Source organism: uncultured Sneathiella sp., assembly GCF_963973085.1.
Classification (GTDB): domain Bacteria; phylum Pseudomonadota; class Alphaproteobacteria; order Sneathiellales; family Sneathiellaceae; genus Sneathiella.
Genome location: NZ_CAXAXA010000002.1, coordinates 84,384 through 108,307, shown reverse-complemented (window position 1 = coordinate 108,307; position 23,924 = coordinate 84,384). Strand labels below are relative to the sequence as shown.

Annotated in this window: 20 protein-coding genes; 8 read left to right on the top strand and 12 right to left on the bottom strand. The window is 50.6% G+C overall.

Annotated elements, in window-relative coordinates:
* Positions 1–73 precede the first annotated feature (73 nt).
* The 5 genes from AACZ19_RS04685 to AACZ19_RS04665 form a co-directional block, all read right to left on the bottom strand.
* Complete coding sequence (locus tag AACZ19_RS04685; protein ID WP_339631614.1) at positions 74–799, bottom strand: ABC transporter ATP-binding protein; 726 nt, start codon at positions 797–799, stop codon at positions 74–76.
* The gene (locus AACZ19_RS04680; RefSeq protein WP_339631612.1) at positions 799–1,557 is read right to left on the bottom strand and encodes an ABC transporter ATP-binding protein; all 759 of its coding nucleotides are present in this window, start codon (positions 1,555–1,557) and stop codon (positions 799–801) included. The genes AACZ19_RS04685 and AACZ19_RS04680 overlap by 1 nt, the downstream gene beginning before the upstream one ends.
* Before the next feature lie 10 nt (positions 1,558–1,567).
* Positions 1,568–2,725 carry a branched-chain amino acid ABC transporter permease gene (locus tag AACZ19_RS04675; protein ID WP_339631610.1) on the bottom strand — a complete coding sequence of 386 codons (1,158 nt, stop codon included), beginning with the start codon at positions 2,723–2,725 and terminating at the stop codon, positions 1,568–1,570.
* Complete coding sequence (locus AACZ19_RS04670; RefSeq protein ID WP_339631609.1) at positions 2,718–3,734, bottom strand: branched-chain amino acid ABC transporter permease; 1,017 nt, start codon at positions 3,732–3,734, stop codon at positions 2,718–2,720. Before AACZ19_RS04670 ends, AACZ19_RS04675 begins: the two co-directional genes overlap by 8 nt.
* Positions 3,735–3,846: 112 nt before the next feature.
* Positions 3,847–5,199, bottom strand: coding sequence for an ABC transporter substrate-binding protein (locus AACZ19_RS04665; RefSeq protein ID WP_339631608.1), 1,353 nt, complete (start codon positions 5,197–5,199; stop codon positions 3,847–3,849).
* 204 nt (positions 5,200–5,403) lie between these two features.
* Between AACZ19_RS04665 and AACZ19_RS04660 the strand changes: the two genes are divergently transcribed.
* Positions 5,404–7,020, top strand: a complete 1,617-nt coding sequence (locus AACZ19_RS04660; protein WP_339631607.1) for a short-chain fatty acyl-CoA regulator family protein — start codon at positions 5,404–5,406, stop codon at positions 7,018–7,020.
* Between the two features lie 15 nt (positions 7,021–7,035).
* Here AACZ19_RS04660 and AACZ19_RS04655 read toward each other — a convergent pair whose 3' ends face one another.
* The 3 genes from AACZ19_RS04655 to AACZ19_RS04645 all read right to left on the bottom strand — a co-directional run bounded on the left by AACZ19_RS04655 (position 7,036) and on the right by AACZ19_RS04645 (position 11,902).
* Positions 7,036–7,584, bottom strand: a complete 549-nt coding sequence (locus tag AACZ19_RS04655) for a hypothetical protein (protein ID WP_339631606.1) — start codon at positions 7,582–7,584, stop codon at positions 7,036–7,038.
* A gap of 152 nt (positions 7,585–7,736) precedes the next feature.
* Positions 7,737–10,424, bottom strand: a complete 2,688-nt coding sequence (locus tag AACZ19_RS04650) for a VWA domain-containing protein (protein ID WP_339631605.1) — start codon at positions 10,422–10,424, stop codon at positions 7,737–7,739.
* 254 nt (positions 10,425–10,678) lie between these two features.
* On the bottom strand, positions 10,679–11,902 hold the full coding sequence (locus AACZ19_RS04645; protein WP_339631602.1) for an MFS transporter: 1,224 nt from the start codon (positions 11,900–11,902) through the stop codon (positions 10,679–10,681).
* Positions 11,903–12,238: 336 nt separating this feature from the next.
* On the opposite strand from AACZ19_RS04645, the gene glpK reads away from it, so the two are divergent.
* Together glpK and AACZ19_RS04635 are read left to right on the top strand one after the other, a co-directional pair.
* Positions 12,239–13,735 carry a glycerol kinase GlpK gene (gene glpK / locus AACZ19_RS04640; protein ID WP_339631600.1) on the top strand — a complete coding sequence of 499 codons (1,497 nt, stop codon included), beginning with the start codon at positions 12,239–12,241 and terminating at the stop codon, positions 13,733–13,735.
* A gap of 30 nt (positions 13,736–13,765) precedes the next feature.
* On the top strand, positions 13,766–14,365 hold the full coding sequence (locus AACZ19_RS04635) for a 2-hydroxychromene-2-carboxylate isomerase (RefSeq protein ID WP_339631598.1): 600 nt from the start codon (positions 13,766–13,768) through the stop codon (positions 14,363–14,365).
* Here AACZ19_RS04635 and AACZ19_RS04630 read toward each other — a convergent pair.
* From AACZ19_RS04630 to AACZ19_RS04620, 3 genes are read right to left on the bottom strand one after another with little or no spacing between them, the layout of a single operon-like run.
* Positions 14,362–15,189: a substrate-binding domain-containing protein gene (locus tag AACZ19_RS04630; protein WP_339631597.1), complete on the bottom strand. Its 828-nt coding sequence runs from the start codon at positions 15,187–15,189 to the stop codon at positions 14,362–14,364. The two genes, AACZ19_RS04635 and AACZ19_RS04630, sit on opposite strands and share 4 nt — an antisense overlap.
* Entirely contained in the window at positions 15,186–15,902 is a 717-nt protein-coding gene (locus AACZ19_RS04625) for an ATP-binding cassette domain-containing protein (RefSeq protein WP_339631596.1), read from the bottom strand. The genes AACZ19_RS04630 and AACZ19_RS04625 overlap by 4 nt, the downstream gene beginning before the upstream one ends.
* Positions 15,896–16,600, bottom strand: a complete 705-nt coding sequence (locus AACZ19_RS04620) for an ABC transporter permease (RefSeq protein WP_339631594.1) — start codon at positions 16,598–16,600, stop codon at positions 15,896–15,898. The genes AACZ19_RS04625 and AACZ19_RS04620 overlap by 7 nt, the downstream gene beginning before the upstream one ends.
* A gap of 223 nt (positions 16,601–16,823) precedes the next feature.
* Between AACZ19_RS04620 and AACZ19_RS04615 the strand changes: the two genes are divergently transcribed.
* Entirely contained in the window at positions 16,824–17,606 is a 783-nt protein-coding gene (locus tag AACZ19_RS04615; RefSeq protein ID WP_339631593.1) for a DeoR/GlpR family DNA-binding transcription regulator, read from the top strand.
* A 115-nt stretch (positions 17,607–17,721) separates the two neighbouring features.
* The gene (gene glpD / locus AACZ19_RS04610; RefSeq protein WP_339631591.1) at positions 17,722–19,245 is read left to right on the top strand and encodes a glycerol-3-phosphate dehydrogenase; all 1,524 of its coding nucleotides are present in this window, start codon (positions 17,722–17,724) and stop codon (positions 19,243–19,245) included.
* Here the strand turns inward: glpD and AACZ19_RS04605 are convergent.
* Positions 19,223–20,125 (bottom strand): DMT family transporter, encoded by a 903-nt coding sequence (locus AACZ19_RS04605; protein ID WP_339631589.1) that lies wholly within the window; start codon positions 20,123–20,125, stop codon positions 19,223–19,225. The two genes, glpD and AACZ19_RS04605, sit on opposite strands and share 23 nt — an antisense overlap.
* A gap of 303 nt (positions 20,126–20,428) precedes the next feature.
* Here AACZ19_RS04605 and AACZ19_RS04600 point away from each other — a divergent pair, with 303 nt between their 5' ends.
* The 3 genes from AACZ19_RS04600 to hspQ all read left to right on the top strand — a co-directional run bounded on the left by AACZ19_RS04600 (position 20,429) and on the right by hspQ (position 23,782).
* Positions 20,429–21,496: a DegT/DnrJ/EryC1/StrS family aminotransferase gene (locus tag AACZ19_RS04600; protein ID WP_339631587.1), complete on the top strand. Its 1,068-nt coding sequence runs from the start codon at positions 20,429–20,431 to the stop codon at positions 21,494–21,496.
* Between the two features lie 308 nt (positions 21,497–21,804).
* On the top strand, positions 21,805–23,352 hold the full coding sequence (locus AACZ19_RS04595; protein ID WP_339631586.1) for an AMP-binding protein: 1,548 nt from the start codon (positions 21,805–21,807) through the stop codon (positions 23,350–23,352).
* Between the two features lie 88 nt (positions 23,353–23,440).
* A complete protein-coding gene (hspQ, locus tag AACZ19_RS04590; protein ID WP_339631584.1) occupies positions 23,441–23,782 on the top strand; it encodes a heat shock protein HspQ in 342 nt (113 codons plus the stop codon).
* Positions 23,783–23,924 lie beyond the last annotated feature (142 nt).

Here is a 23,924-nt window from a genome sequence, read left to right as displayed (position 1 = left end):
TCAATAGGATATTTAAACGCCTGTCGCCAGCCAAATGCGATCAAAATAATAGAATTCACTTATCTTAGCGCACTCAGATCGCCAAATATTCGTGGCGTAATTCCTGATCATCAAGCACTTGCTGAGCCGTGCCGCGAAAGGCAATTTGTCCCATATCGAGGATCAACGCCTTGTCTGCAAGCTTCAATGCCGCGATCGCATTTTGCTCAACAATGATTGTTGTAATTCCAAGTTTCTTGATTTCCAGGAGTATTTTCTCGATCTCCTGAACGATTACCGGCGCCAGACCTTCATAAGGCTCGTCGAGGAAAAGGAGTTTCACATCTCTAGCAAGTGCCCGGGCAACCGCAAGCATCTGCTGCTCCCCGCCGGACATGGTGATTGCATCCTGATTGCGCCGTTCACCAAGACGTGGGAAATGATCATATATTCGTTCGATCTCCCAGCCTTTTGGCTCTGCTACCTGGGCAAGGACGAGATTCTCCTCAACTGTTAACCCGCCGATGATCCGGCGATCCTCAGGCACAAGCTGAATACCTTCACTCGCTGCTTGATACGCCTTGAGCGGGTGAACCGGCATACCATTCAGATATATTTCACCACGCTTCAAATTCGGGCTGTCAACTCGGGCAAGCGCTCGCAAAGTCGACGTCTTGCCCGCACCATTACGCCCTAACAGTGCAACAATATCCCCTTCCTCAACATCAAAGGAGACGCCCTGAACAATATAGGATTCGCCATAATAAGCGTGGATATCCTTGACGCTGAAATAGGGCCTCTTTTCAGAAGATTCAGACATTAATGGGCCCCTCCCAGATAGGCTTCCTTAACTTTTGGGTCCTCCCGAACGCTCTGCGGATCCCCACCTGCGATAATCTGGCCGCGGGCAAGCACACTAACCTTGTCGGCAAGACTGAACACAACATGCATATCATGTTCAATAATCACTTTTGTCATTCCCCGTGACTTGATCTTCTTTAAAAGTTCAATCGTTTGGTTGGTGTCATGGCGTGCCATACCCGCCGTGGGTTCATCCAGGAGCAGCAGGCGCGGACGCAAGATCAGACACATCCCGAGTTCCAGCCGTCGTTTATCACCGCGGCTAAGACTACCGGCTTCCGTCATCATCATGTCTTTAAGACCCACATCCTCGAGGATATGTTCCGCTTCATCGCGAAGCTCCGACTGTCGGCTCAACAGCTTATTTGCATTAAATCGGAAGGCCCCGTCCCGATGCGAAAAGGCGGGTATCATGACATTCTCAAGCAAGGACATCTCCTGAAAAATCTCAGGGGTCTGAAAAACCCGCGCAACGCCGAGCTGGGCAATTTCATGCGGTGGCCTCCCCGTCAATTCAGAGCCGGCAAAGATCACTTTTCCGGTATCGGGCTTGAGGCGACCAATGCACACATTCAGCAATGTCGATTTACCGGCGCCGTTTGGGCCGATAATCGCATGTGTCGTCCCTTCCTCGACGCTCAGATTGACGTCGGAAAGAGCGCTAAGGCCACCAAAGCTCTTGTTAATATTATCAAGATGAAGAACGAGATCGCTCATAATTTACCCTCTACTCGCCTGCCTGATTATGCGCTTCAACCGTCTGCGATTTAGTATTTCCACGCGTCTTGATATAATTGTAAATACGGCGGAAACCTTCAACCAGCCCGCCTGGCAGGAAGATCACGATGATCATGAACAACAATCCCAGCGTAAGGTGCCATCCGCTGCCGACAAATAGCCCAACGACCGGAACCATAAAGTCAACGACCGCTTCAGGCATGAAAGAGAACGCTTGTTCAAGAACATTATTATCGAAAGACGAGAAGATATTCTCAAAATATTTGATGATACCTGCGCCCAGCATCGGGCCGACGAGGGTGCCCGCACCGCCGAGAATTGTCATCAGAACCACCTCACCAGAGGCAGTCCACTGCATGCGCTCGGCACCAGCCAGCGGATCTGTCACCGCAAGCAGACTACCCGCCAGTCCGGCGTACATGCCTGAGATAATGAACGCCGTAAGCATATAGGGCCTGGTGTTGAGGCCAGTATATTTCATCCGGTTCTGGTTCGATTTGATCCCTTTCAGCATCAACCCGAAAGGTGATCGAAATATCCTGAGCGATAAGAAGAAACATATAATCAGTAGCACGGCACAGAAATAGAATCCTGGATAGCCGCTCATGGTTTCTCCGAACAGGTCCGTGCTTGGCAAGCCCAATGCGGTCGGCCCATCCGAAAACATGTTGTCAAGTATGCGCGGATCGGAACGCGACAGCTGCAATCCAGTTTCACCGTTAGTGATGGGTGTCAAAACGGAATAGGCGAGATTGTATGACATTTGCGCAAAGGCCAGAGTTAGAATGGAAAAATAAATTCCTGATCGCCGCAAACTCAAAAACCCGATAGCCGCCGCCAGCAGCCCGGCAAAAAGCACACCGAAGATCACGGCTGGAATAACATTCATCGTCAACAGCTTGAACGACCATACTGCCGCGTAGGAACCGACACCGAGAAAGGCGGCATGACCAAAGGATAGATAGCCTGTCAAACCGAAGAGAATATTGAACCCGATAGCAAAAATGCCATAGATCGCAAACTTCTGAAGAAGGTCCGGGTAGTTGCCGCCAATAGGGTCCAGCCAGATAGGCATCGCCAGAATAGCGACCGCAAAAACAATTACGAGGAGAGTATCATTAAAGAATGGCTTTTTCATATCAGTCATCCATCACTCCAGCCCGGCCCATCAGGCCACGCGGCAGAACCAGCAAGATTACAACAGCAACGAGATAGAGAATAATCTGGTCAATGCCCGGGAAAATATCCTTCACTTCGTTCATGGACGCGAAGGATTGTACGATCCCAAGCAGGAACCCGGCCAGCACAGCACCACCAAGGGAGCCCATACCACCAACCACAACGACGACGAAGGAGAGTACAAGAAAATCCATCCCCAAATGATAATCCGGGGGTAATATCGGCGTGTACATCACCCCTGCGACACCTGCGACAATGGCGGCAATCGCAAAAACCACCGTGAACCGCCTCTCGATATTGATTCCCAGCAAGCCAACGGTCTCACGATCACGCATCCCGGCACGAACGACCATGCCGTAGGTCGTAAACTGTAAAAAGGCGAAAACCGCAAATATGACAATGCCGGAGAAGCAAAGATAAACAAGGCGCCACCACGGATATACAAGATTGTTTCCAAGCCCGACCCAGGACCCGACGTCCGCGCTGCCGGCAAGAATTTCCGGCGCAGGCTGGGGGATCGGGTTGGCGCCGAAATACGCCTTGATAATTTCCTGTATGACGATGGCAAGGCCGAATGTCACGAGAATTTGCTCTGCATGCGGGCGCTTGTAAAAATGTTTGATTAGGCCCCGTTCCATCACATAGCCAACCAGCAACATGAAAGGAATGGCCAGCAAAATGGACAGCGGAACCGAATAGTCAATAATCATCCGGCCGGTATCACCGAACCAGGTTTCGAGATAAGGCTGCTCTTTGTAGGCGGCAAAGGCAGTTACCCCTTCGTCGCGAACCTTGACTGAAAGTGTAACGAGCTTTTGAAAGGTCACCGCGCAGAAGGCGCCGAGCATGAATAAGGCCCCATGCGCGAAATTCACAATCCCCAGCGTTCCAAACACCAGGGTCAGTCCCAATGCAATCAGAGCATAAGCTGCTCCCTTATCAAGGCCATTGAGTATTTGAATAAAAATGGCATCCATGAAATCTACCCCGAATAACCCAGCGCCGCCTTTTTAAACGACTTAGAACACCGTCCAGAAAATTACAGGCTGGCGCATTTCACCATGCGCCAGCCCATGGTTTTAAGTTGGACTACATTTTTACTTCGTATGGCCCCAATTCACCACCGAAAATTGTCCAGTCATACTCAACCTGCGCACGTGGCGTAACGTCAACCACTTTCAGAAGATCAAATTGACTGCTCGGGTTGTCATTACCCCGCACCACAAGGACATCCTTGAAGCACTGATGATCCTCTGCACGGTAAAGTGTCGGACCATTACCCATACCGTCAAAGTTAAAGCCTTCCAGCTGCTTGATCACTTCCGGGGGATAGAATGTTCCGGCCATTTCACAAGCATTCGCATAAAGCAACGTTTGCACGTAACAGGTATGAGCGGCCATTGAAGGCGGCGCACCATATTCTGCGCCGAAGGATTGAACGAAGGCTTGCGAGCCTTCATCCTGCAGCGACCAGTTCCAGTTGGTTGTGCCAAGAATTCCCTTGATCGCATCACCCGCACCTTGCGCCATCAGACGCGAGAAGAGCGGAACAACAATCTCGAAATTTTTGCCATTGACCTGCTTGTCACGCAGACCGAACTGGACCGCCTGACTAAGCGAGTTGATCATGTCCTTACCATAGTGGTTCAGGATCAACACATCTGCGCCGGAATTCAGAACCGGTGTAATATACTGGGAGAAGTCGCCAGCACCAACCGGTGTCTTCACTGTGTTCACTGTTTCCCAGCCAAGCGCCTCAGTAGAGTTCTTGATCGACTCTTCCTGGGTCCAGCCCCATGTATAGTCAGCCGTCAGGTGATAGGCCCGGCGATCGCCGCCATATTCCTTGTTCAACACAGGCGCCAGTGCCGCACCGGACATATAGGCATTGAAGAAATGCCGGAAACCATAGCGACGCTTGTCCTTACCCGTTGTATCATTGGAATGGGTCAGGCCAGCCATGAAGATAATGCCCTGCTCCTGACAAAGTGACTGAACGGCGACGGCAACGCCGGAGGACGAACCGCCAGTAACCATCAAAACGCCGTCCTTTTCAATCATCCGCTTTGCGGAGGCCCGCGCAGCGTCGGATTTCGTTTGAGTGTCACCCGTTGAATAGGTCACTTTTTTGCCTAGAACGCCCTTGCCCGTGAGCATCGACGGCTTGAAGGTATTCAGCATACCGCCGTCCCCCTCGCCGTTCAGATGCTTCACAGCCAGCATATAGGCGCGCAGCTCGTCGGCCCCCTCATCGGCATAAGGCCCGGACTGCGGTACGTTAAAGCCTAATTTCAGCTCGCCAGAATTCTCAGGATTGTTACGGAACTCTTCGGCCCAGGCGTTCTTTATAAAGAAGCTTGGCGTTGCGGCAACCAAGCCGCCAACAGCACCGGCCTTGAGTAGGCCGCGGCGCGACAAGCCTGATTTTTTAATATCGCTCATGAATTGTCTCCCATAGGTTATTGGATCATCCCCGGACAGGGCGCGCATGATATGTTGTTATTCAGACTCGGCCCTGTTGTGTAAAAGTTTCACATTTTCGCCTTTTTTCCCAATAAAACATTGTAAAACAGCGGTTTTTTATGTAAATATTTTCTAATGTGTTTTGTAAATTTGTAAATTATTGTAAATTTTCTGGAGCAGCTGATGGCGAAATCCCCACTTCTAGGCAACCGGTTACGGCGTTTGCGCAAGGAAAGAAAACTAACACAGGTCGAGCTTGCGGACCGGCTGGGCATATCCGCGAGTTACCTTAACCTGCTCGAGCATAATCGGCGCAGCATTACAGTTCCTCTATTGTTGCATTTAAGCAAAATCCTGAAAGTCGACCCTCAGGTATTTTCGCCTCAAGAAGAAGGCCATCTGATCGGGGAGATAACCGACGCCCTGAAAGATCCACTATTCTCGGACGATCAATTTACGGATGAAGAAATAGCCGAGATGGCGGCAGATGCGCCGGCTTTGAGTTCCGCCTTTAAGAAAACCTATGATGCCTTTAAGGCCGCGCAGACAGACCTGCAGCTATTGAGCGAACGTCTCTCCCAGGATCTGCTGTTTGCAGACTCATCCTTTCGGTTAAGAACACTAGTGACGTCTATTATGTCCTCCACAGAAATTGTTCATGACAATGAGGACCTCAGTCCGAAGGAACGTAGAGAATTTCTGCAAATCGCGTTGAAAGATAGCGACGCGCTGAATGACACTGTAACTGAAATGCTGGGCGTCGTCGGTGACGGCAGTCTGACCGGCAAAAGCTGGGCCCCCTCCCCAAACGAGGCTGTTTCAGATTTCATTCAGGCCCGCAATAACTACTTTGACCAGATAGAAACTGCGGCAACGGAGTTTCGTGCGTCACTTGGCGATCATAGCCTTCCGCCGATGCCGCTCATGATCGAGCATTTGCAGCAGGAATATGGCGTCAGCGTCGATTTTGCGACACGTGACAGCCATAATACTGAAGCAACGCTTTATGACGAGAAAAACCAGTCTCTGGTTCTGTCCAAGTCTTTGCCGCAATCAAGCGTTAATTTCCATCTTGCTTTGCTCTGTGGGCATCTGAATTTCCCTGATCTTTTTCAAGAACTTGTTAATGCCCCAGAGCTGCCCACGGATGCCGCCAGACAGAAAGGGATAGCAGCCCTTGCCAACTATTTTGCTGGCGCTCTTTTGCTTCCCTACGAGCAGTTCTTTCAGTCAGCTGAGGACCTAAGGTATGATATCGAACTCCTGCAACAGCAGTTCGACGCAAGTTTCGAGCAAATCTGCCACCGATTGACAACCTTGATGCGACCCGGAAAAAGCGGTGTTCCGCTCCACCTGATCCGAAGTGATATCGCCGGAAATATCTCAAAACGCTTCAGCGCATCCGGCTTGCGCATTCCAAGATATGGCAACTCCTGTCCGCGATGGGTCCTGCATTCAGCGTTTCTGACACCGGGAAGACTGTGCCCGCAAATATCCGAGATGCCGGACGGGAGTCGTTTTTTCTCAATTGCTCGCACTGTCACAAAACCGAGCCTTGGGTATGCTCAGCCAAAGCGTCATTACGCCATCAGCATCGGATGCGACATTGCCGACGCGCGGCGGCTGATCTATGCAGACAGTCTAAATCTCACCACACCGAAAGCCGTCATGCCCATTGGCATAACCTGCCGACTTTGCGAACGCCCAGACTGTGCCCAGCGCGCGGCGCCGCCACCCTCACAAACGCGCCAAGCTATTCCTCAGAGGCGTAATATTTCACCAGGAATAGGTGATTTCTGAGCCATCGCCGGACAATCAATAGTTATTGAGTATAAGCTGGCCTTTTGCTGTCCTGCGAATTGCGCCATCGCGTATAGCCGTGAAATCAAGCTCCATATTCACACCCGTCAGTGTCCGCTTATAAATCTGCATGTCGTAGCCACCAGAGCCACTGATAGCCATGACATAAACCGTCAACGTCTGATTTTTCAACTGCGCCCAGGAAATTGTATCTCCAGCATAAACATCACCTGCTTTACTGTCTTTCCAAACATTTTTCTCGTCCGTTTTGATAAAGGTGAGGGTGGTTTCCTTCAGGACTTCTTTGGGATCTTCGGGTGTTCCTTTCTGACGAAGGAGCGTCCGCCAGGTAATGGAAAAATCCCCTTCCGCTGTCGGCTTGATATCGACATCAATATCGCGACTCGTGATGGGAAAGCTAACGCTGACATTACTTTCTGAAATAGCGTTACCCCGCCAATCACCCTTAAATGCAGAAATCGGCAGGTCCTTCGCCATCGCAATTGCCGGGGCGGCCATTACAATGGCCAGAACAAATATCAGAAAACTTTTTATGCTGCTCAAAACTCAATCCCCAAAATTTATTGCGCCACACTCCGTATGCGGGAGTTCATACTAAAACAAGCAATGTCCACCTTCCAGCATTTTAAATCCCGATTGTAAAGAAAAAAGGCCGCAGATAACTACGGCCCTTTCCCTTCCTGTCAACAAAGCCTTTAGCTTTCATCGACGACAATTTTTCCATTAGTAATATCGGAACTGTCTAGAGAGGCGTTTTCAACCACGATAGAGAATCCGGCTATTTCCGCATTCGATCCATCGGTGACTGTTATCGTTGTATTCCCTCCCGATTCAGAAAAGGCAACATGATCTGCCCGCTCACCGGATGCAATGTCAAGCCGGTCGAAAATTGCGGACAGATTGATAACATCTGAATCGCCATTGGCACCAAAGTCTTCGATGACATCATTTCCATCTGACGCGGCATTGCTATAATAGAACTGGTCATCTCCGTCACCACCAGACAAAATATCGTTTCCGCCGCCGCCGATGATGATGTCATTGATTGCGCTGCCATCAATATCATCATCCGCCACTGTTCCCATTAAGCTATAATCCGGCGCGATCGTTATGGTCAGTACCGCAGAACTCGTCGATCCGTCATTATCTACGATGGTATACCCTATCTCTTCCTGCTCGACACCGGTCACATTTGTATTTGTCAGGAAGGCGTATTCACCGTTCTCGAAATTCATCTGCAAAAGGCCGAAATCCGTAGCGATATAAAGAAAATTGCCTTCGACAGTAGAGTTCGGACTACCATCAAGATTGAATGTCTCGCCCTTATAGCTTATGGATTCAATTGGAATATCCGCCAGGGGATCTGTGCCCAAAACATCATTATCAAGCACATTACCATTAACCCACCCACTTTTAGGAACGATGCTCGACATCAAATCTTCCGCATTGTTCACATGAAAATACGGATCGCCCGCTGGTGGATCGATGTTATTATCGTCAGGCGTATTATCAATCTGGCCAAGATAAACACTATTAAGTGCGTCACTTCCAATGCCGACTGAATACACCTTTGCGCCATTGAGATCATTTGTCACCCAGCTATTGAATTCATTTATACCATTCTCTGTATCGCCCAACGTCGGTTGACCATCGGATAGAAAATAAATCTCCTGTTGATATCCGGGCATAAAATCGACAGTTCGGGTCAAATCGAGCGCCGAGTCATAGTTTGTATAGCCATTAGACAGCGTGCTAACAACGTTAAGCGCTTCCAAAACAGATTCCAAAGTCGTATAGGTTCCGCCACCGATAAAGTTTGCTTCATCATTAAATTCAACCAGGGTAATTGCGGTGCCTGTCTCATTCTGCGTGAACATGGTCCACGCCAAAAACTGAAGTGCCTCCTCCACTAACCTCAGTTCGTTGGAGTCCATGCTTTCCGACGTATCAATAACAAAAACCGCATGTGTATTAACTGTCTCAATCAATGCCGCCGGTCGATCGTCAATTGCTGTTGGGCCATCGTCGCCAGGCGGGCCGGCACTCTCAACCGCTACATCTATTGTAAAGCTCGTACTTGCCTCATTATTTCCGTCCGTCAATTCTCCGCCACCGGCCACGGTCGCACTCTCAGTGGCTGTCGCCGTTACCGTCAGGGTGAAATCGGCGTCATCATCTGTTGGTGGAGTAATTGTCAGATTTGCAAGATCCCAACCTGTAATATCAACATCCGATCCATCCCCAACAAAGTTATTGACACCATCGGTCAGTGTTGCCCCTACAGGCACGCCGCCAATAGACAAGGCCAGTGTTTCGGAGCCGTCGTTATCTTGCAGCGCAGCTGAAATTTCGGGAAGTTCAATTGCCGTGTTCTCATCCCCTGAAACAGAACCGCTCCCAGAAGCTGTCGGCACATCTGCAACCGCATCAATGATAGCAATCCCGTTGCCATCCGCCGACCCGGTTGCCCCAGCGCCGTTCTGGAAATTCGCTGTTACATCTAACGGAATATCAGCATCGGTGTTTCCTGGCGGCAAAAGAAACATTGCCGGGAGAACGCCGCCAACAGTCAGCACCGAATAGCTGCCACCGGCAACATTTACTTCATTAACAGCGCCGGTTCCTCCAATAAAGAAACGTGATCCAGCCGGAAATCCGGAAATATCAACAGACGTCAGCTCTTCATCCGTATCCGGAGTGAAGCCCACAACGACTTGCATCGGAAGTTCGGTCGTATCGCCAACATTCTGGTTTGGCTGCCAATCCTCATATCCGCCGTTCACCGGCCCGGACTGACCTCCCGGTGTCTCAAACGTAAGGGTAACCGTACCCGTCGGATCATCAGGACCGGGCGGGGGAGGCGGAGGAGGTGGCGGAGGTGTATCAGGCGGTATGTCGGAAATCGGATCAATATCCTCATTCTCGCCAATAATCTCCTCAATTTCATCCCGCGCAAACGCCAATTCCGTCGGCGGCAGCAAATCGGCAATCCCAAGGGGATCCCCGATGTTTCCATCAGCAAAGGGACGGAAGTTCGCACCTCCACCATCGCTAATATCTTCACCGGCCTCCGGGTTGATGTCCGCAAGTGAATATCCCTGAATAAGCGGTGTAATTTCACTTATCTCTACGATTTCACCATCCATCAGCTCAATTTTTGGAGGATTTTCCGTGGCGCCAAAGGTCAGGAAGTCCTGAAGCAGAATAGGTTCACCGCCGTCAGCCGGAACAACAATCAGATTCCCTGAATTCTGCGTAAACAATACACCCTGAAGCGATTCAATAGGTAACTTGATCGTCATCCCAGGAGCCGCTTCAACCACTATTTCAGCGCCGCTGGCATTTCCTGTACCGAGAGCATTATTACCGTTTGCCGTCACCATTTTACCTACTCCACGAACCTAATTTAACCTTGGCGAAACCGAATCAGCTAACTCTTTATAAAAATAGCTAAATTCGGACCTCATGTCTGTAAATTTCTTAATTCTGAAGTGAACCTACTATGAAGAGACCCGCATCTTCATCCCCTAAACGAGGGATATAACAAAAAAATTAATAAAATTTTAAGCTTCTCAACCGGGAAATGGCGGCAAAATGGCGAATGCGCCCTCTTTGGCCAGCCAATTGACCATACTAATTAACGAACACGAGAAGACAGCGCGATCTTGGCCATAATTGCCGCCAGCAAAGTGATCAACACTGAAACCAGAACAATGGCTTCCAAGGAAGCGCCCGCATCCAGTGCAAATCCCATGAAAACGGGGCCAAGGGCCGACCCAAACACCATGACTACTGTTGCCACCGAGCGAATGGCACCGAGATGACGGGTTCCGTATAATTCCGGCCATAGCGACGATAAAACAGGATTGGTCGAACCAGCCCCCACTCCCAGAAAGAACATAACAACGCCAGCGAAAATCTGGGCTTCAAGAAAGGCAAAAATAAGAATGCCTAGTGACATTGGAATCAGGACAAAAGACACCAAACGGCGTGCCCGGAACATATCCACGAGAAATCCGGACATCATACCCCCGACCAGCGAGGCGATCGCAAAGATCACAAAGCTCAAACTCCAAGTCTCAAAATCCCAGCCCTTGAGGGAGATAAAATACACCTGATGAAAGAACAGGCCGGTGATAATCGCCGCCTGCGCCATCGCCGTCGGAAGCAGCAAATAAAATTTACTGTCAGAGAGCATTTCCGCGCGAGTCCAGTGCTTGGCATCGTCGTCCGCCGCCTGAAGTTCCGCAGCCCCCGATCCATCCTGATGGCTTGTATGCCGGATCAGGAAAGAGGCGCCAGGCAACAATGTTATCGCTGCCAAAATTGCCATGCCTGGCCAGATCATACGCCAATCGACGAAGCCAAGCGCCAGCACGATGAGTGGTGGAAATAACGCCTCTCCCAATGGAAAGCCAAGCGCCGCGATTGCAATAGCCCGACCCCGCTCGACTTCGTAGCGCCGCGCCATTGCCGTCAGGGCCACATGGGTCATCATACCCTGTCCAAGAAACCGGATGCCGATGATGCCGAAAAATAGAGAAATCGGCCCCTGCACAAACCCAAAGGCAACCATTGCCGTCACCATCAAAAGTCCTATCTTGAGAACGAAACTTTTGAGCGGCAAACGATCCACCAGCGGTCCCGCCTTCCACAGAAGCGCGGCGCAACAAAGGGTGGCTACAGTGTAGATACCACCGAATTCACCGTTACTGAGGCCGAAGTCATTCCGGATATGCCCGCCAATGACAGAGATCACGTAGGTCTGCCCCGGTCCGGACCAGAAAGCCAGAAGTAAGCCGAACAAAAGAAAACGCCATTCCAGGCGGAGAAACGGAAGCGTGCCCTGTAGACGCAACATTATTCATAACCGATTAAGACAAATATACTGCCCGTCATTGCGTCATGTATGGAAGTTCAAGTCAATCGAACAACGAGATGTTTCTGGCCAAAAGCTCCTGTAGCACCGATGACACGCTCTGTCGTGCCCACCTCCCGTTTTTCGCGAAGTTAAAGCCCCGAGAGGTTACGTCAAGTCAGAAAAGCCGAAATCACACCACTCCACATCAATTTCGCAAAGGTGAGTTTCATTGAAAATAGCATTTGAATACCGAGTCATATAAAACGGGCTGGCATATCATTTCTCTGCATGCCAAAATCCTGTGACAGGGAATAAAGACAAAAGCGAATAAAACGAATGCCGGACTATATTCTAGCCATCGACCAGGGCACGACGTCGAGCCGCGCCATCCTTTTCGACCAGAGACATCAACCAGTTGCCGTCGGACAGCAGGAATTCACGCAACATTTTCCAGCCTCGGGATGGGTCGAGCACGATCCGGAAGATATCTGGCAAAGCACATTGGCGACCATCAAAGACGCATTGGAGCTAGCAAACGCAACGATCGAGGATGTCGCGGCCATCGGCATCACCAATCAGCGCGAAACGACTGTCATCTGGGATCGAGAAACCGGAAAAGCCATACATAATGCCATTGTCTGGCAAGATCGCCGCACCTCCCAATTCTGCACGGAACTAAAATCCCGGAATCTGGAGCCACTGTTCTCGGAAGAGACCGGCCTTTTACTGGACCCCTATTTTTCCGGCACCAAAATCTCCTGGCTGCTCGATAATGTGACAGGAGCGCGTGATGCGGCAAATGCCGGAAAGCTCGCTTTCGGAACAATAGACAGTTTTCTTCTCTGGCGACTGACCGGGGGAAAGGTTCATGCAACAGATGCCACCAACGCCAGCAGAACCCTGATTTACGATATTCATAAAGGGTGCTGGTCCGATGAATTGCTGGAAATCCTGAATATTCCAAAGTCGCTGCTACCTGACGTTCGTGACAGTTCGGGGGATTTCGGCGAACTGGATCCGTCTCTGTTTGGCCGCTCCGTTAAAATTGCGGGCATCGCTGGCGATCAACAGGCCGCCGTTGTCGGTCAGGCCTGCACCAAACCCGGCATGATGAAATCAACCTATGGGACGGGATGCTTTGCCCTGCTCAATACCGGCGATACGCCTATTCAGTCTACTCACAAGCTTCTAACGACAATAGCCTATCAGTTAAACGGCAAGCCGACATATGCGCTGGAAGGGTCTATTTTTGTTGCTGGCGCCGCCGTTCAATGGCTTCGGGATGGTCTTGGAATCATCGAGCATGCCTCGCAATCGGGAGAGTTCGCAAAGGAGGCGGATTCCGGTCAGTCCGTCATCATGGTGCCAGCTTTTGTCGGGATTGGTGCCCCCTATTGGGATGCGGATTGCCGCGGCGCGATATTTGGCCTTACCCGTGCAACCGGCCCAAAGGAACTTGCAAAAGCCGCGCTGGAAAGTGTCTGCTTTCAGACCCGGGATCTGCTTAATGCCATGCAGGCGGATTTCACCGACAGCCAGGGCTATGAAACGGTGTTGCGGGTGGATGGCGGCATGGTTGCCTCGGAATGGACAATGCAACGCCTTGCTGACATTCTGGGAGCGCCGGTCGACCGCCCTGCTTCAGCCGAAACAACAGCTCTCGGCGCCGCATACCTTGCCGGGCTTCAAATCGGATTTTATCCGTCGGTTGAAGAGTTTTCGAATAGCTGGCAACGCGACAAACAATTTACTCCTTCGATATCTCGACAGGAACGGGATGCCGCTTATGAGAAATGGCAGGACGCAGTTCACCGCACCCTTTCAAACTACTAATCGAAAAAACCGGGAAAGAAGAAGCATGTCATGGCGGTAATCGAATATTTTTATGCCGGATACTCTGCTTTTACCTATATCGGTCATGCGGAGCTGTTGCACATCGCCAAAGCTGCTAACCGCAAGATTGACCATCGGCCGTTTGACTTACGCAAGCTCGTAGCGACAACGGGCGCTCCCCCTATTGCATCCCGAACTCAGGCGCATAAAGATTATTTCTTCGGCCGCGAGATCGAGAGATGGGCGGAGTATCGCAACATCCCCATAATGACGGGAACGCCGACTTATCACGCGCACGATATTACGCTGTCTAACTGCCTGTTAATCGCAGCTCTGGTTCAGGGGTTGAATATAGACAAACTGTCACTGGAAATGCTGCATGCGCATTGGGTCGACGATTTTGACCTGAATAATCCTGAGGATCTGACGAAAATCTGTGCGCGGGCCGGTGTCGATCCGTCGCCGCTCCTCTCCGCCGCATTATCCAGCGAAGTGCGTGAAATCTATGATAAGAATACAGAGGAAGCCATTCGCCGATCGGCTTTTGGCTCTCCCACCTATTTCATCGACGGTGACATGTTTTATGGGCAGGATCATCTGGAATTGATTGCCCATATCCTGAAAATCTAGCTGTCGCTATCAAGTGTCCCGGCATTCGGCACGAAAAGCTGCTGGCCCGCAATTTCATATTCACCAATCATTTTCTGAGCCTTCGGGCTGACCAGCCATTTTTCGAGCTTAACCGCCAGTTCCTTTTTTACATGGGGGTGCTTTTCCGGATTGACCGGCAGATACGCATATTGGTTGAACAGCACCGGATCGCCGGAGAACAGCAACTCAAGCTCTCCCTTGTTCTTGAAATTAAGCCAACTTGCACGATCGGCGAACACATACCCATTCATTGCACTTGCCGTATTGAGCGTCGCCCCCATGCCGGAACCACTGGCACGATACCACTGCCCACCTTCTTTTTCCGGGTCGAGACCAGCCGATTTCCAAAGCGCCAACTCTTTCCGGTGAGTACCACTATCATCCCCGCGGCTGACAAATACAGCGCCTTTCTCTGCAATGGCGGCCAAGGCATCGGCGGCCGTTTTCGCACCCTCAATGCCTGCTTCATCGGTTTTTGGACCGATAAGGATAAAGTCGTTATACATAATTTCCCGGCGGTGCATGCCGAAACCCTGCGCCACGAATTCTTCTTCAGGCTTGCGTGAATGTACCAGAATGGCATCAACATCGCCTGCCCGCCCCAGCTTTAACGCCTGACCTGTTCCAACCACAAGAAGATGCACGTCAATCCCGAGGTCCTTCTTGATCTCCGGAACCAGAATGTCCGACAGACCGGAATTATGAAAAGAGGTCGTGACGGCCATTTTCATCTCGTCGGCCACCGTCACTGTAGCCGTCATCAGCCAGATGGAAAATGCCATTAAGAAAGATCGAAATTTCATATCAATAGATCTCCTCTGATAAAAGTTGCGGCTTCCTTGGTTTTGGGTCCGTCAAAAAAGTCACTGACGGCGGCGCGCTCATGGATGACACCGTGATACATGAACAGGATTTCCGTTGCGAGCCGGCGCGCCTGCCCAAAGTCATGGGTCGCCATAACAATCCGCGTTCCGTCTTCATTCGCCGTTCGGATTAACGCTTCGATCTCCAGGGTTGATGCGCCATCAAGGTTCGTCGTCGGCTCATCGAGAAACAGGATATCCGGCGCCGTGATTAACGCCCGCGCCGTCGCCAGCTTTTGCTTCTCTCCGCCGGAAAGCACATGCGCATCAAGAAAAGCCGCCTCTTCAAGACCGACCTTGGCGACCCATTCTTCAGCTGTGGCGCGCGCCGTCCGTCGGCCCACACCCCGAACGTAAAGCGGATAGGCGATATTCTCGATAACGGAACGGCGCAGCATTACAGGTGTTTGGAAAACGAAGGATTGCCGTGCGTATGCGGCACTTTTCCTGACGGCCCATTTGACGCTGCCAGAACTCGCCCGTTCCAACCCATGCATCAAGCGCAGCAACGTCGTCTTCCCTGCCCCGTTTGGTCCAATGACAATACTGCAGCCGGTTTCTCCAATATAAAGGTCGAGCGGGCCGAGGATTGACTTTCCACCCTTACGCACGGATACATTCTCAAGGGATACAGGAAGGATTGACTCTACCACGTCCCCTCCCGCTCGGTTCGCGACAGGGTATGGATTGCCAGATTGATAAGTATCGCAATGGTAATCAGGATAATGCCAAGACCAAGTGCAAGCGGGAAATTCCCTTTTCCCACTTCAAGTGCAATTGCCGTTGTCAATACGCGGGTCAAATGATCAATATTCCCGCCAACAATCATGATGGCGCCGATTTCGCCAATGCCGCGGCCGAATCCTGTCAATGTCGCCGTCAGGAGACCCCGCCGACCATCCCAAAGCAACGCCGTCATCCGCTGCCACTTGGTGGTCCTCACGGAGATCAGGAGATCATGATAAAGGAACCAGAGCTCCCGCATGGTCTGATGCGAGATAGACGCAATAATCGGCGTCACAATGATTACCTGCGCTATGATCATAGCTGTTGGGGTAAATAGCAGATCCAGAACGCCAAACGGGCCGGACCGTGACAATAGGATATAAACAACTAGCCCAACAACGACCGGAGGGAGGCCCATCAACGCATTCAACAGGGCTATTGCCAGGCGCCGGTAGCGAAACCGCGTCACTGACAGCCAGGCCCCAAACGGCAGACCAATCACTGCTGCGATGAGAACAGCAGAAACGGTCACCTGCAGTGATCTCAACGAAATTTCGATGAGATCACGATCCAGATGAATAATGAGTCCGGCAGCCGATTGCAGCCCTTCTAGTAAATCATTCATTCTGTCTGCAATTTACCGGAACCGGATGTTCCTCAGGCTCTCCATTTCCGTCGTTTTTTATTCAGCTTGCGCGCCTTTTCCAACTAAGTAGTAAAGTATGATAAATATTTTTACCAGAATCATCCCGGCCAAGTGTGAATTTCCTTTTGGGAATCTTTTCAATTTTTTTTCGTATTGACGCGATATAATCAGGATACCTATTCAAAAAAAGAGGACGTCGTTTATGCATCTGACCAAGCGCCAGGCAGAAATTGTTGAAATTGCGAAGACGCGAGGACGAGTACAGGTTGATGACCTGGCATCACATTTCGATATCACACCACAAACAATCCGGATGGATCTGAATAGCCTCTGCGCTAACCGTGTACTTGTCCGGTTCCATGGGGGCGCCCTCTTTCCGGAAGCCAATGAAAATGTTGAGTATGAGGCGAGGCGGCAAATAGCTGCTGCGGAAAAGGCTGCGATCGGTGAAGAAACCGCTAAAATTATTCCGGATCATTCCTCCCTTTTTATTAACATCGGAACGACGACGGAAGCTGTCGGACACAGTCTGGTCAACCACAAAGGGCTTATGGTCGTCACGAATAATATTAATGTTGCGAATAACTTACGGCTTTATCCATCAATCGAAGTCGCGATTGCAGGCGGTGTTGTCCGACATTCAGATGGCGGCATCGTCGGTGAGGCCGCGATTGATTTCATAAACCAGTTCCGCGTTGATTATGCTGTCATAGGCGCCTCCGCTATTGATCCCGACGGCTCTCTTCTTGACTTTGATTTTCGCGAAGTTAAGGTTGCCCAGGCTATCATCGCGAACGCCCGCCATGTAATCCTCGTCGCCGATTCGACGAAATATGCCCGCCGTGCTCCCGTAAAAATTGCGAGGATTGCACAAGTGGATACACTGATTACCGACTGCGTCACAGAGCCCTCCATCCGTCAAATCTGCGCAGAAGGCGACGTCCGAGTGATAGAGGTCTCCCCCCTGACCTCCAGAAATCAATAATGAGTCTTGATAGAAATATTTTCGTTATATTTTCTTTTTATTTTCATATATAGCTTATTATTCTTCGTTATCAGCGAGAAATCAGTGAATTCGCATTTAAGGAAAGCGGGGCTTAATGACTGCGGAATTTGACCTGTTTGTCATCGGGGGAGGCGTAAATGGCTGTGGCATTGCCCGCGATGCAGCGGGTCGTGGCTATTCCGTTGCGCTTTGCGAAATGAATGATCTCGCAAGCGGAACGTCCTCAGGATCGACTAAACTTGTCCATGGGGGTCTTCGCTACCTTGAGCATTACGAGTTCCGTCTGGTTCAGAAGGCGCTTTCGGAACGCGAGGTGCTTTGGTCGAATGCCCCGCATATTATCTGGCCTTTACGCTTTGTGCTTCCGCACCATAAAGGATTGCGCCCCGCCTGGCTTCTACGTCTTGGACTTTTCATATACGACCATCTTGGCGGGCGAACAAAGCTCCCCGCGACAAAAACGCTTAACCTTCGAAAAACAGCTCCCGGTAACTTGCTGAAAGAAGAATTTTCAACCGGCTTCGAATATTCGGATTGCTGGGTGAATGACTCTCGCCTCGTGATACTGAACGCGATGGATGCCGCCGCCCACGGCGCAGTTATCGAGCCGCGAACAAAATGCATCGGGGCCGAACAAAAAAACGGTCTTTGGCGCATAACAACTGAAGACAGCCAGACCGGGGAAAAGAAAAGCAGAACGGCACGGATGATCATAAACGCCGCTGGACCATGGGTTGATGGTGTCATTGATGCTGCAACCGAAGAAAAATCACCTCACAATGTCCGCCTCGTCCAGGGCAGCCATATTGTCGTTCCCAAGCTCTACGATCATGACGAATGTTATATATTTCAGAACGAGGATGAACGTATCATCTTCGTCATTCCCTATGAGCAACACTATACCCTGATCGGTACGACCGACAGGGATTACGATGGTGATCCGGGCAAGGTTGCCATCAGTGACTCGGAAATTTTCTATCTGTGCGACGCGGCCAGCGAATATTTAAAGACGCCAGTGAAGAATTCTGATGTCATCTGGACCTATTCTGCGGTACGGCCACTTGTCGATGACGGAGCCAGCAAGGCGCAAGAAGCGACACGCGATTACGTCCTTAGATGGCAATCCGAATCCGATAGTGCATTGCTCCTGAACATCTTTGGCGGAAAAATTACAACCTATCGCCGGTTAGCTGAAGCCGTTCTAGAAAAAGTGGAAGTAAAACTTGGTCCCAAGAAAGCTGCATGGACAATAGAAGCGCCGCTTCCCGGAGGGGATTTCCCGATGGACGGGTTTGACGACCTTCTCAATTGGGTACAAGAAAAATATCCTTTTCTAGAGGTTCACCAGGCCGTCCGCATGCTCCGTGCCTACGGGACAAAAGTTTACGCATTGCTGGGGGACGCTGCAGCTGAAACTGATCTTGGCCGTCATTTCGGGAATGGGCTTTACGAGAAGGAAGTTCGTTATTTGATGGCTCAGGAGTGGGCGCGATGTGCCGATGACGTTATTTGGCGGCGCAGCAAGTTAGGTATCGGCATGAACAATAATCAAGTATCCGAGCTTGATATATATATGAAGGCACAAAACGAAGACTTTAGCCGGAACGCGTCAGCTTGACACCCAGCAAAACAATGCACGCCCCTAAAATCTGAACCATTGTAATAACTTCATCGAGCAGAATGACCGAGCTGAGGATCGCAATCACGGGAATGAAGAAACTGTAGACCATCCCCTTGGTCACACCAAGGCGGGCGATGCCGGCGCAATACCAGACGAAGGCAAGGGCGGCCCCAAAAATAGCGGTAGAAGCCCATGCCAGCCAGCCAAGCCCGGGTATGCTCCCCCAGTCCTGCTCAAATAGGCTGGGTATCCCAAGAGCGGTTAGCATGATGGCACCAAACAGCATCGCCCATGCCGTCACCAGGAGGGGGCCACGCTCTGCAACAAGGCGCCCCGAGACAATTGTATAAAGCGCCCACGCAAAAGAAGCGGCGACAATAAGTAAATCACCCAGTACCGATCCCTCGCCAATTCTGATTTCGGTAAAGCTGTTATTGATAACCACGGCGACGCCAAGAAACGCGAGCAGGATTCCAAACCATCCTCGCAAGCTTGGCGGATTACCCATGGCTGCCGATATCAGGGCGCCAAAAATCGGCGACGTTGTAATGAGAACCGACGCTTTGGACGCCGATGTTAAATTAAGACCATAGGCCCACCCTCCCTGGAACAGAGTGATGCCCAGCAATCCTATCAAGACAAGCATCCGCGCCTCACGCCAGGAAATGGCGATGCGCACCTTTCGCACCCACAAAATACCAAACAAAAAGCAAGGGGCGGCAATATATCTCGTGGCCGAAAAAATGACCGGATCCATAAATTCCAGTGCATATTTGGCAAACGGGAAATTAATTCCCCAAGCGAGAACCGCTCCCATAAGGAAGAAATCCCCGCTTTTGAAACCGCCCGATATCGCCCGCGCAGACTTGTTATTCATACCGGATTCTCCGTCCCTTTGTTTTTGCGCTATTTCTATATTGACGGCAACGGCAACCTATAGATAGGGTGAAAATTCGTAGCGTAGCCGGTGAATTTACCAGTCGGGCGGCAACTAGCGTTTAGAAGGCGTAACATCGAAGACTTAATTCTGATAATTCGCCGTCAGCATCCCTGATTTGGGAATAATGTTTTTTTAGACGCTAATCAAATTTTCAGAAATTTGTCTTATATTATAATTTGACGCGTGTTTAGCGTTTTTTAAACGTCAGTAGATACATTTTTTATTTGGGCGGTAACGATCATGAAACTGTCAAACTCCAAGGCGAAGATGCCGTTTGTCGAGAGCAAACGGCCGGACATGGCGTATATTGCAAAGCTTCTCGAGCTTTGCATTGAAACGAATTTGTGGGCGAACCGCGGTCCTCTCTATCATATGCTGGCGGAAAAGTATGAAGCGCATATGAATGTTCCGGCGGAACAGGCCATCACCCCTTGCGCGAACGGCGGCATTGGCCTGGAAGCGATTGCGCGATTCCTGGAAATTAAATTCGGCAAGCCGATCCGCTGGGTCGCCAGTTCGTTCAGCTTCAGCAACCTGGGACGAGGCTATTTCAGCGGCATGCAGTTCGCTGATTGCACCAAACAGGGCATATTAAGCCTGGAAGCCCTGGGGGCGCTGGATCCGGACAGTTTCGATGGATTTGTGGTCACCAATCCCTTCGGGGCTTGGCCTGATTTCGACCCATTCATCGAGTATGCGAAAAAATCCGGCAAATTCATGCTGATCGATAATGCCGCCGGATTGAACGAGCATCTGCCGGATTGGCCCTACCAGAGCTTCAGCCTGCATCATACGAAACCTTATGGCGCCGGCGAAGGGGGATTGATTCTGTCACCAAAGGATGAAGCGGAGGCGATTTACAATCTCCTGAACTACGGTCATCTGACGGATGTGGAAAAACGCCATTGGATAAACAATGGAAAAGTTTCAGATATTGCCTGTGCGTTTCAAATCGACCGGCTGGATCACAATCATATCTGGAAGCCGTCCTACCTTGAGCAAACGGCAAGGGTCGTCGAGATTGCGGCGAAAGCCGGTTTGAAACCGCTATATCCGTTTGACGCAAACATCCCGGCGACAAGCCTTCCCTTTTGCGGGACAGCGACGGTTCTCGAAGAGAACATCGCTAAAGCGGAGCACCTGATGCTCTCGAAGTACTATCAGCCGCTTGCGCCAACACCAAATTGCCTGAATATCTTCGAGCGGCTGGTGAATATCCCCTGCCACCCGGACGTCGCGCTGGTTAAAGAGGAAAAGCTGCTTGAAGATTTCTCGCGGCTTACGAGGAAAGCGACCGTTAGAGTTTGAGCTTGAGAAACCAGGCCACCTTGCTTTTCGCGGGCTGGAACCACCCGCGATCGGCGCATCAAAATTGGCTCACGCCGCCCAGCATCTGACGGCGCGAGTATGACGTTCATTTTTTACGGGCGTTCTGCGTCCTGATATGTAGCGTGAGAACCGATTTTCCCTCGCGCCAGAAGCTGTTCGTTACAACTTTTCTCCACTCTTTCCGCATTTTTCCGCGCCATAAATGTGTTGCAGTTGCTATCGCTGCAACCTATCCTTTCGGGAAAACGGCTTCCCGAAAAAGGAAGAATAAAAAGGGAGTATGCAGGATGTATCCGGGGAAATTTGCAAAGGAAAATCCCGACCGGCCGGCCTTTATCATGGCCTCCACCGGAGAGACCGTTACCTACAAGGAATATGAGGCGAGAACGAACAGGCTCGCGCATTTGCTTGCCCGGAAAGGATTGCGCCCGCGGGATCATTACGCCATTTTTATGGAAAACAATGCCTGGTATCTCGAAAGCTGCGGCTCGGGAGAACGAACAGGCCTCTATTACACCTGCATAAATTCCTATCTAACGGCAGAAGAGCTTGCCTATATCATCAACAATAGTGAATCAAAAATTCTCATAACGTCTGACGCAAAACGCTCCGTCGCGAAAGAAGCATTGAAATCATGCCCGAACGTGAAATTGGGCATTGTAGTTGATGGAGAGACGGACGATCAGTTCATCAATCTTCAAGAGGCAACTGCAGACTGCCCCACCAAACCACTCGAAAACGAGAAGCTCGGGTTATCAATGCTTTACTCTTCAGGCACAACCGGACAGCCGAAAGGCATTCTCCGCCCTATGCCGGACAATTCACCTCTTGAGCAAATCCCGCTCTATACCTTCCTGCAAAAGCTCTGGCGCTATCGCGAAGACATGGTGTATCTCTCGCCAGCGCCACTATATCATTCCGCGCCGCAGGCGGCCGTCAATTTCGCGATCCGGTTCGGCGGCACCGTTGTCATCATGGAACGTTTCGATCCGGAAGAATATCTGCAATTAATTTCAAAGTACAAAGTTACCCACAGTCAGCTTGTCCCCACCATGTTTTCACGCATGTTGAAGTTACCTGTAGAAATCCGCAATTTCGCAGATACTTCATCGTTAGAAATTGCAATCCATGCCGCCGCGCCTTGCCCGGTTCAGGTCAAGAAAGACATGATCAGCTGGTGGGGACCGATTATCCATGAATATTACGGTGCCACGGAAGGCCTCGGTTTTACCGCCTGCAACAGTGAAGAATGGCTTGCCCATCCAGGTTCCGTGGGGAAAGTCCTTTTGGGGGATTTACACATCCTTGACGAAGAAATGAACCCATGTCCAACGGGCACTTCCGGCACGGTCTGGTTCAAAACGGCAACGGAGTTCGAATACTTCAATGATCCGGATCGCACAAAAGAAGCGCTCTCGCCGGATGGCGCAATGAGTACAGTCGGGGATATGGGATATATTGACGAGGACGGATTTCTCTACCTTACCGATCGTGCAACTTTCATGATTGTGTCAGGTGGTGTGAATATTTACCCGCAGGAATGCGAAAATTTACTTATAACACACCCAAAAGTTGCGGATGCAGCAGTATTTGGCGTCCCGAATGAAGACTTCGGCGAGGAAGTAAAAGCTGTTATCCAGCCAATGCCCGGTGTTACTCCGGGGGAGGCGCTTGCGGCGGAGCTCTCCGACTTCTGTCATGCGCATCTCTCGCCTCAAAAATGTCCCCGTTCCTTCGATTTTGAAGAACAGCTACCTCGCCTGCCAACGGGCAAACTCTACAAACGGTTGCTCCGGGATCGCTACTGGGGAGATAAAAAGAACAAGATTGTTTAGAAGCTTTCACCTTATATATAAGCGACTGGATCAAAATCTCTGTTTTCAAGACTTGCCCGAGGAATAAACTGCCTTATGATGGCGGCCTATGGACAACGATTCACATTTCAGAGCCGCTAAATTTTCAATCGGACAAATCGTCAAGCACCGGGTATATCCGTTTCGCGGCGTAATCTACGATGTTGACCCAACATTCAGCAACAGCGAAGAATGGTGGCAATCGATTCCGGAGGAAGTGCGGCCAAAGAAAGATCAGCCATACTATCACCTGTTCGCAGAGAATGCGCAAACAACATATGAGGCATATGTATCAGAGCAAAATCTTCTGATTGATGATAGTGGCAAACCCATTTCCCATCCAGCCGTAAAAGAATATTTTTCAGAACTTCGCGACGGGCGATACATCTACGAAAACCGTTTGCAATCTTAGCTATCCTCTGCTCACCCGCAGTTCCCCTCTTCTATTCTCCGGCGCAGCCAAAAAATGCACCGTTGCGGATGCTGTAAAAATCCGCCTAGAAACTCTGGTCGTCCTATGTGAAAAGCGCTAGCATCACAGTGACACTAACCAA

Excerpts from the sequence above, each read along its gene's own strand:
- AACZ19_RS04685 (WP_339631614.1), bottom strand. The coding sequence starts at position 799 with ATGTCTGAATCTTCTGAAAAGAGGCCCTATTTCAGCGTCAAGGATATC.
- AACZ19_RS04680 (WP_339631612.1), bottom strand. The coding sequence starts at position 1,557 with ATGAGCGATCTCGTTCTTCATCTTGATAATATTAACAAGAGCTTTGGT.
- AACZ19_RS04675 (WP_339631610.1), bottom strand. The coding sequence starts at position 2,725 with ATGACTGATATGAAAAAGCCATTCTTTAATGATACTCTCCTCGTAATT.
- AACZ19_RS04670 (WP_339631609.1), bottom strand. The coding sequence starts at position 3,734 with ATGGATGCCATTTTTATTCAAATACTCAATGGCCTTGATAAGGGAGCA.
- AACZ19_RS04665 (WP_339631608.1), bottom strand. The coding sequence starts at position 5,199 with ATGAGCGATATTAAAAAATCAGGCTTGTCGCGCCGCGGCCTACTCAAG.
- AACZ19_RS04660 (WP_339631607.1), top strand. The coding sequence starts at position 5,404 with ATGGCGAAATCCCCACTTCTAGGCAACCGGTTACGGCGTTTGCGCAAG.
- AACZ19_RS04650 (WP_339631605.1), bottom strand. The coding sequence starts at position 10,424 with ATGGTGACGGCAAACGGTAATAATGCTCTCGGTACAGGAAATGCCAGC.
- AACZ19_RS04645 (WP_339631602.1), bottom strand. The coding sequence starts at position 11,902 with ATGTTGCGTCTACAGGGCACGCTTCCGTTTCTCCGCCTGGAATGGCGT.
- glpK (WP_339631600.1), top strand. The coding sequence starts at position 12,239 with ATGCCGGACTATATTCTAGCCATCGACCAGGGCACGACGTCGAGCCGC.
- AACZ19_RS04635 (WP_339631598.1), top strand. The coding sequence starts at position 13,766 with ATGGCGGTAATCGAATATTTTTATGCCGGATACTCTGCTTTTACCTAT.
- AACZ19_RS04630 (WP_339631597.1), bottom strand. The coding sequence starts at position 15,189 with ATGAAATTTCGATCTTTCTTAATGGCATTTTCCATCTGGCTGATGACG.
- AACZ19_RS04620 (WP_339631594.1), bottom strand. The coding sequence starts at position 16,600 with ATGAATGATTTACTAGAAGGGCTGCAATCGGCTGCCGGACTCATTATT.
- AACZ19_RS04615 (WP_339631593.1), top strand. The coding sequence starts at position 16,824 with ATGCATCTGACCAAGCGCCAGGCAGAAATTGTTGAAATTGCGAAGACG.
- glpD (WP_339631591.1), top strand. The coding sequence starts at position 17,722 with ATGACTGCGGAATTTGACCTGTTTGTCATCGGGGGAGGCGTAAATGGC.
- AACZ19_RS04605 (WP_339631589.1), bottom strand. The coding sequence starts at position 20,125 with ATGAATAACAAGTCTGCGCGGGCGATATCGGGCGGTTTCAAAAGCGGG.
- AACZ19_RS04600 (WP_339631587.1), top strand. The coding sequence starts at position 20,429 with ATGAAACTGTCAAACTCCAAGGCGAAGATGCCGTTTGTCGAGAGCAAA.
- AACZ19_RS04595 (WP_339631586.1), top strand. The coding sequence starts at position 21,805 with ATGTATCCGGGGAAATTTGCAAAGGAAAATCCCGACCGGCCGGCCTTT.
- hspQ (WP_339631584.1), top strand. The coding sequence starts at position 23,441 with ATGGACAACGATTCACATTTCAGAGCCGCTAAATTTTCAATCGGACAA.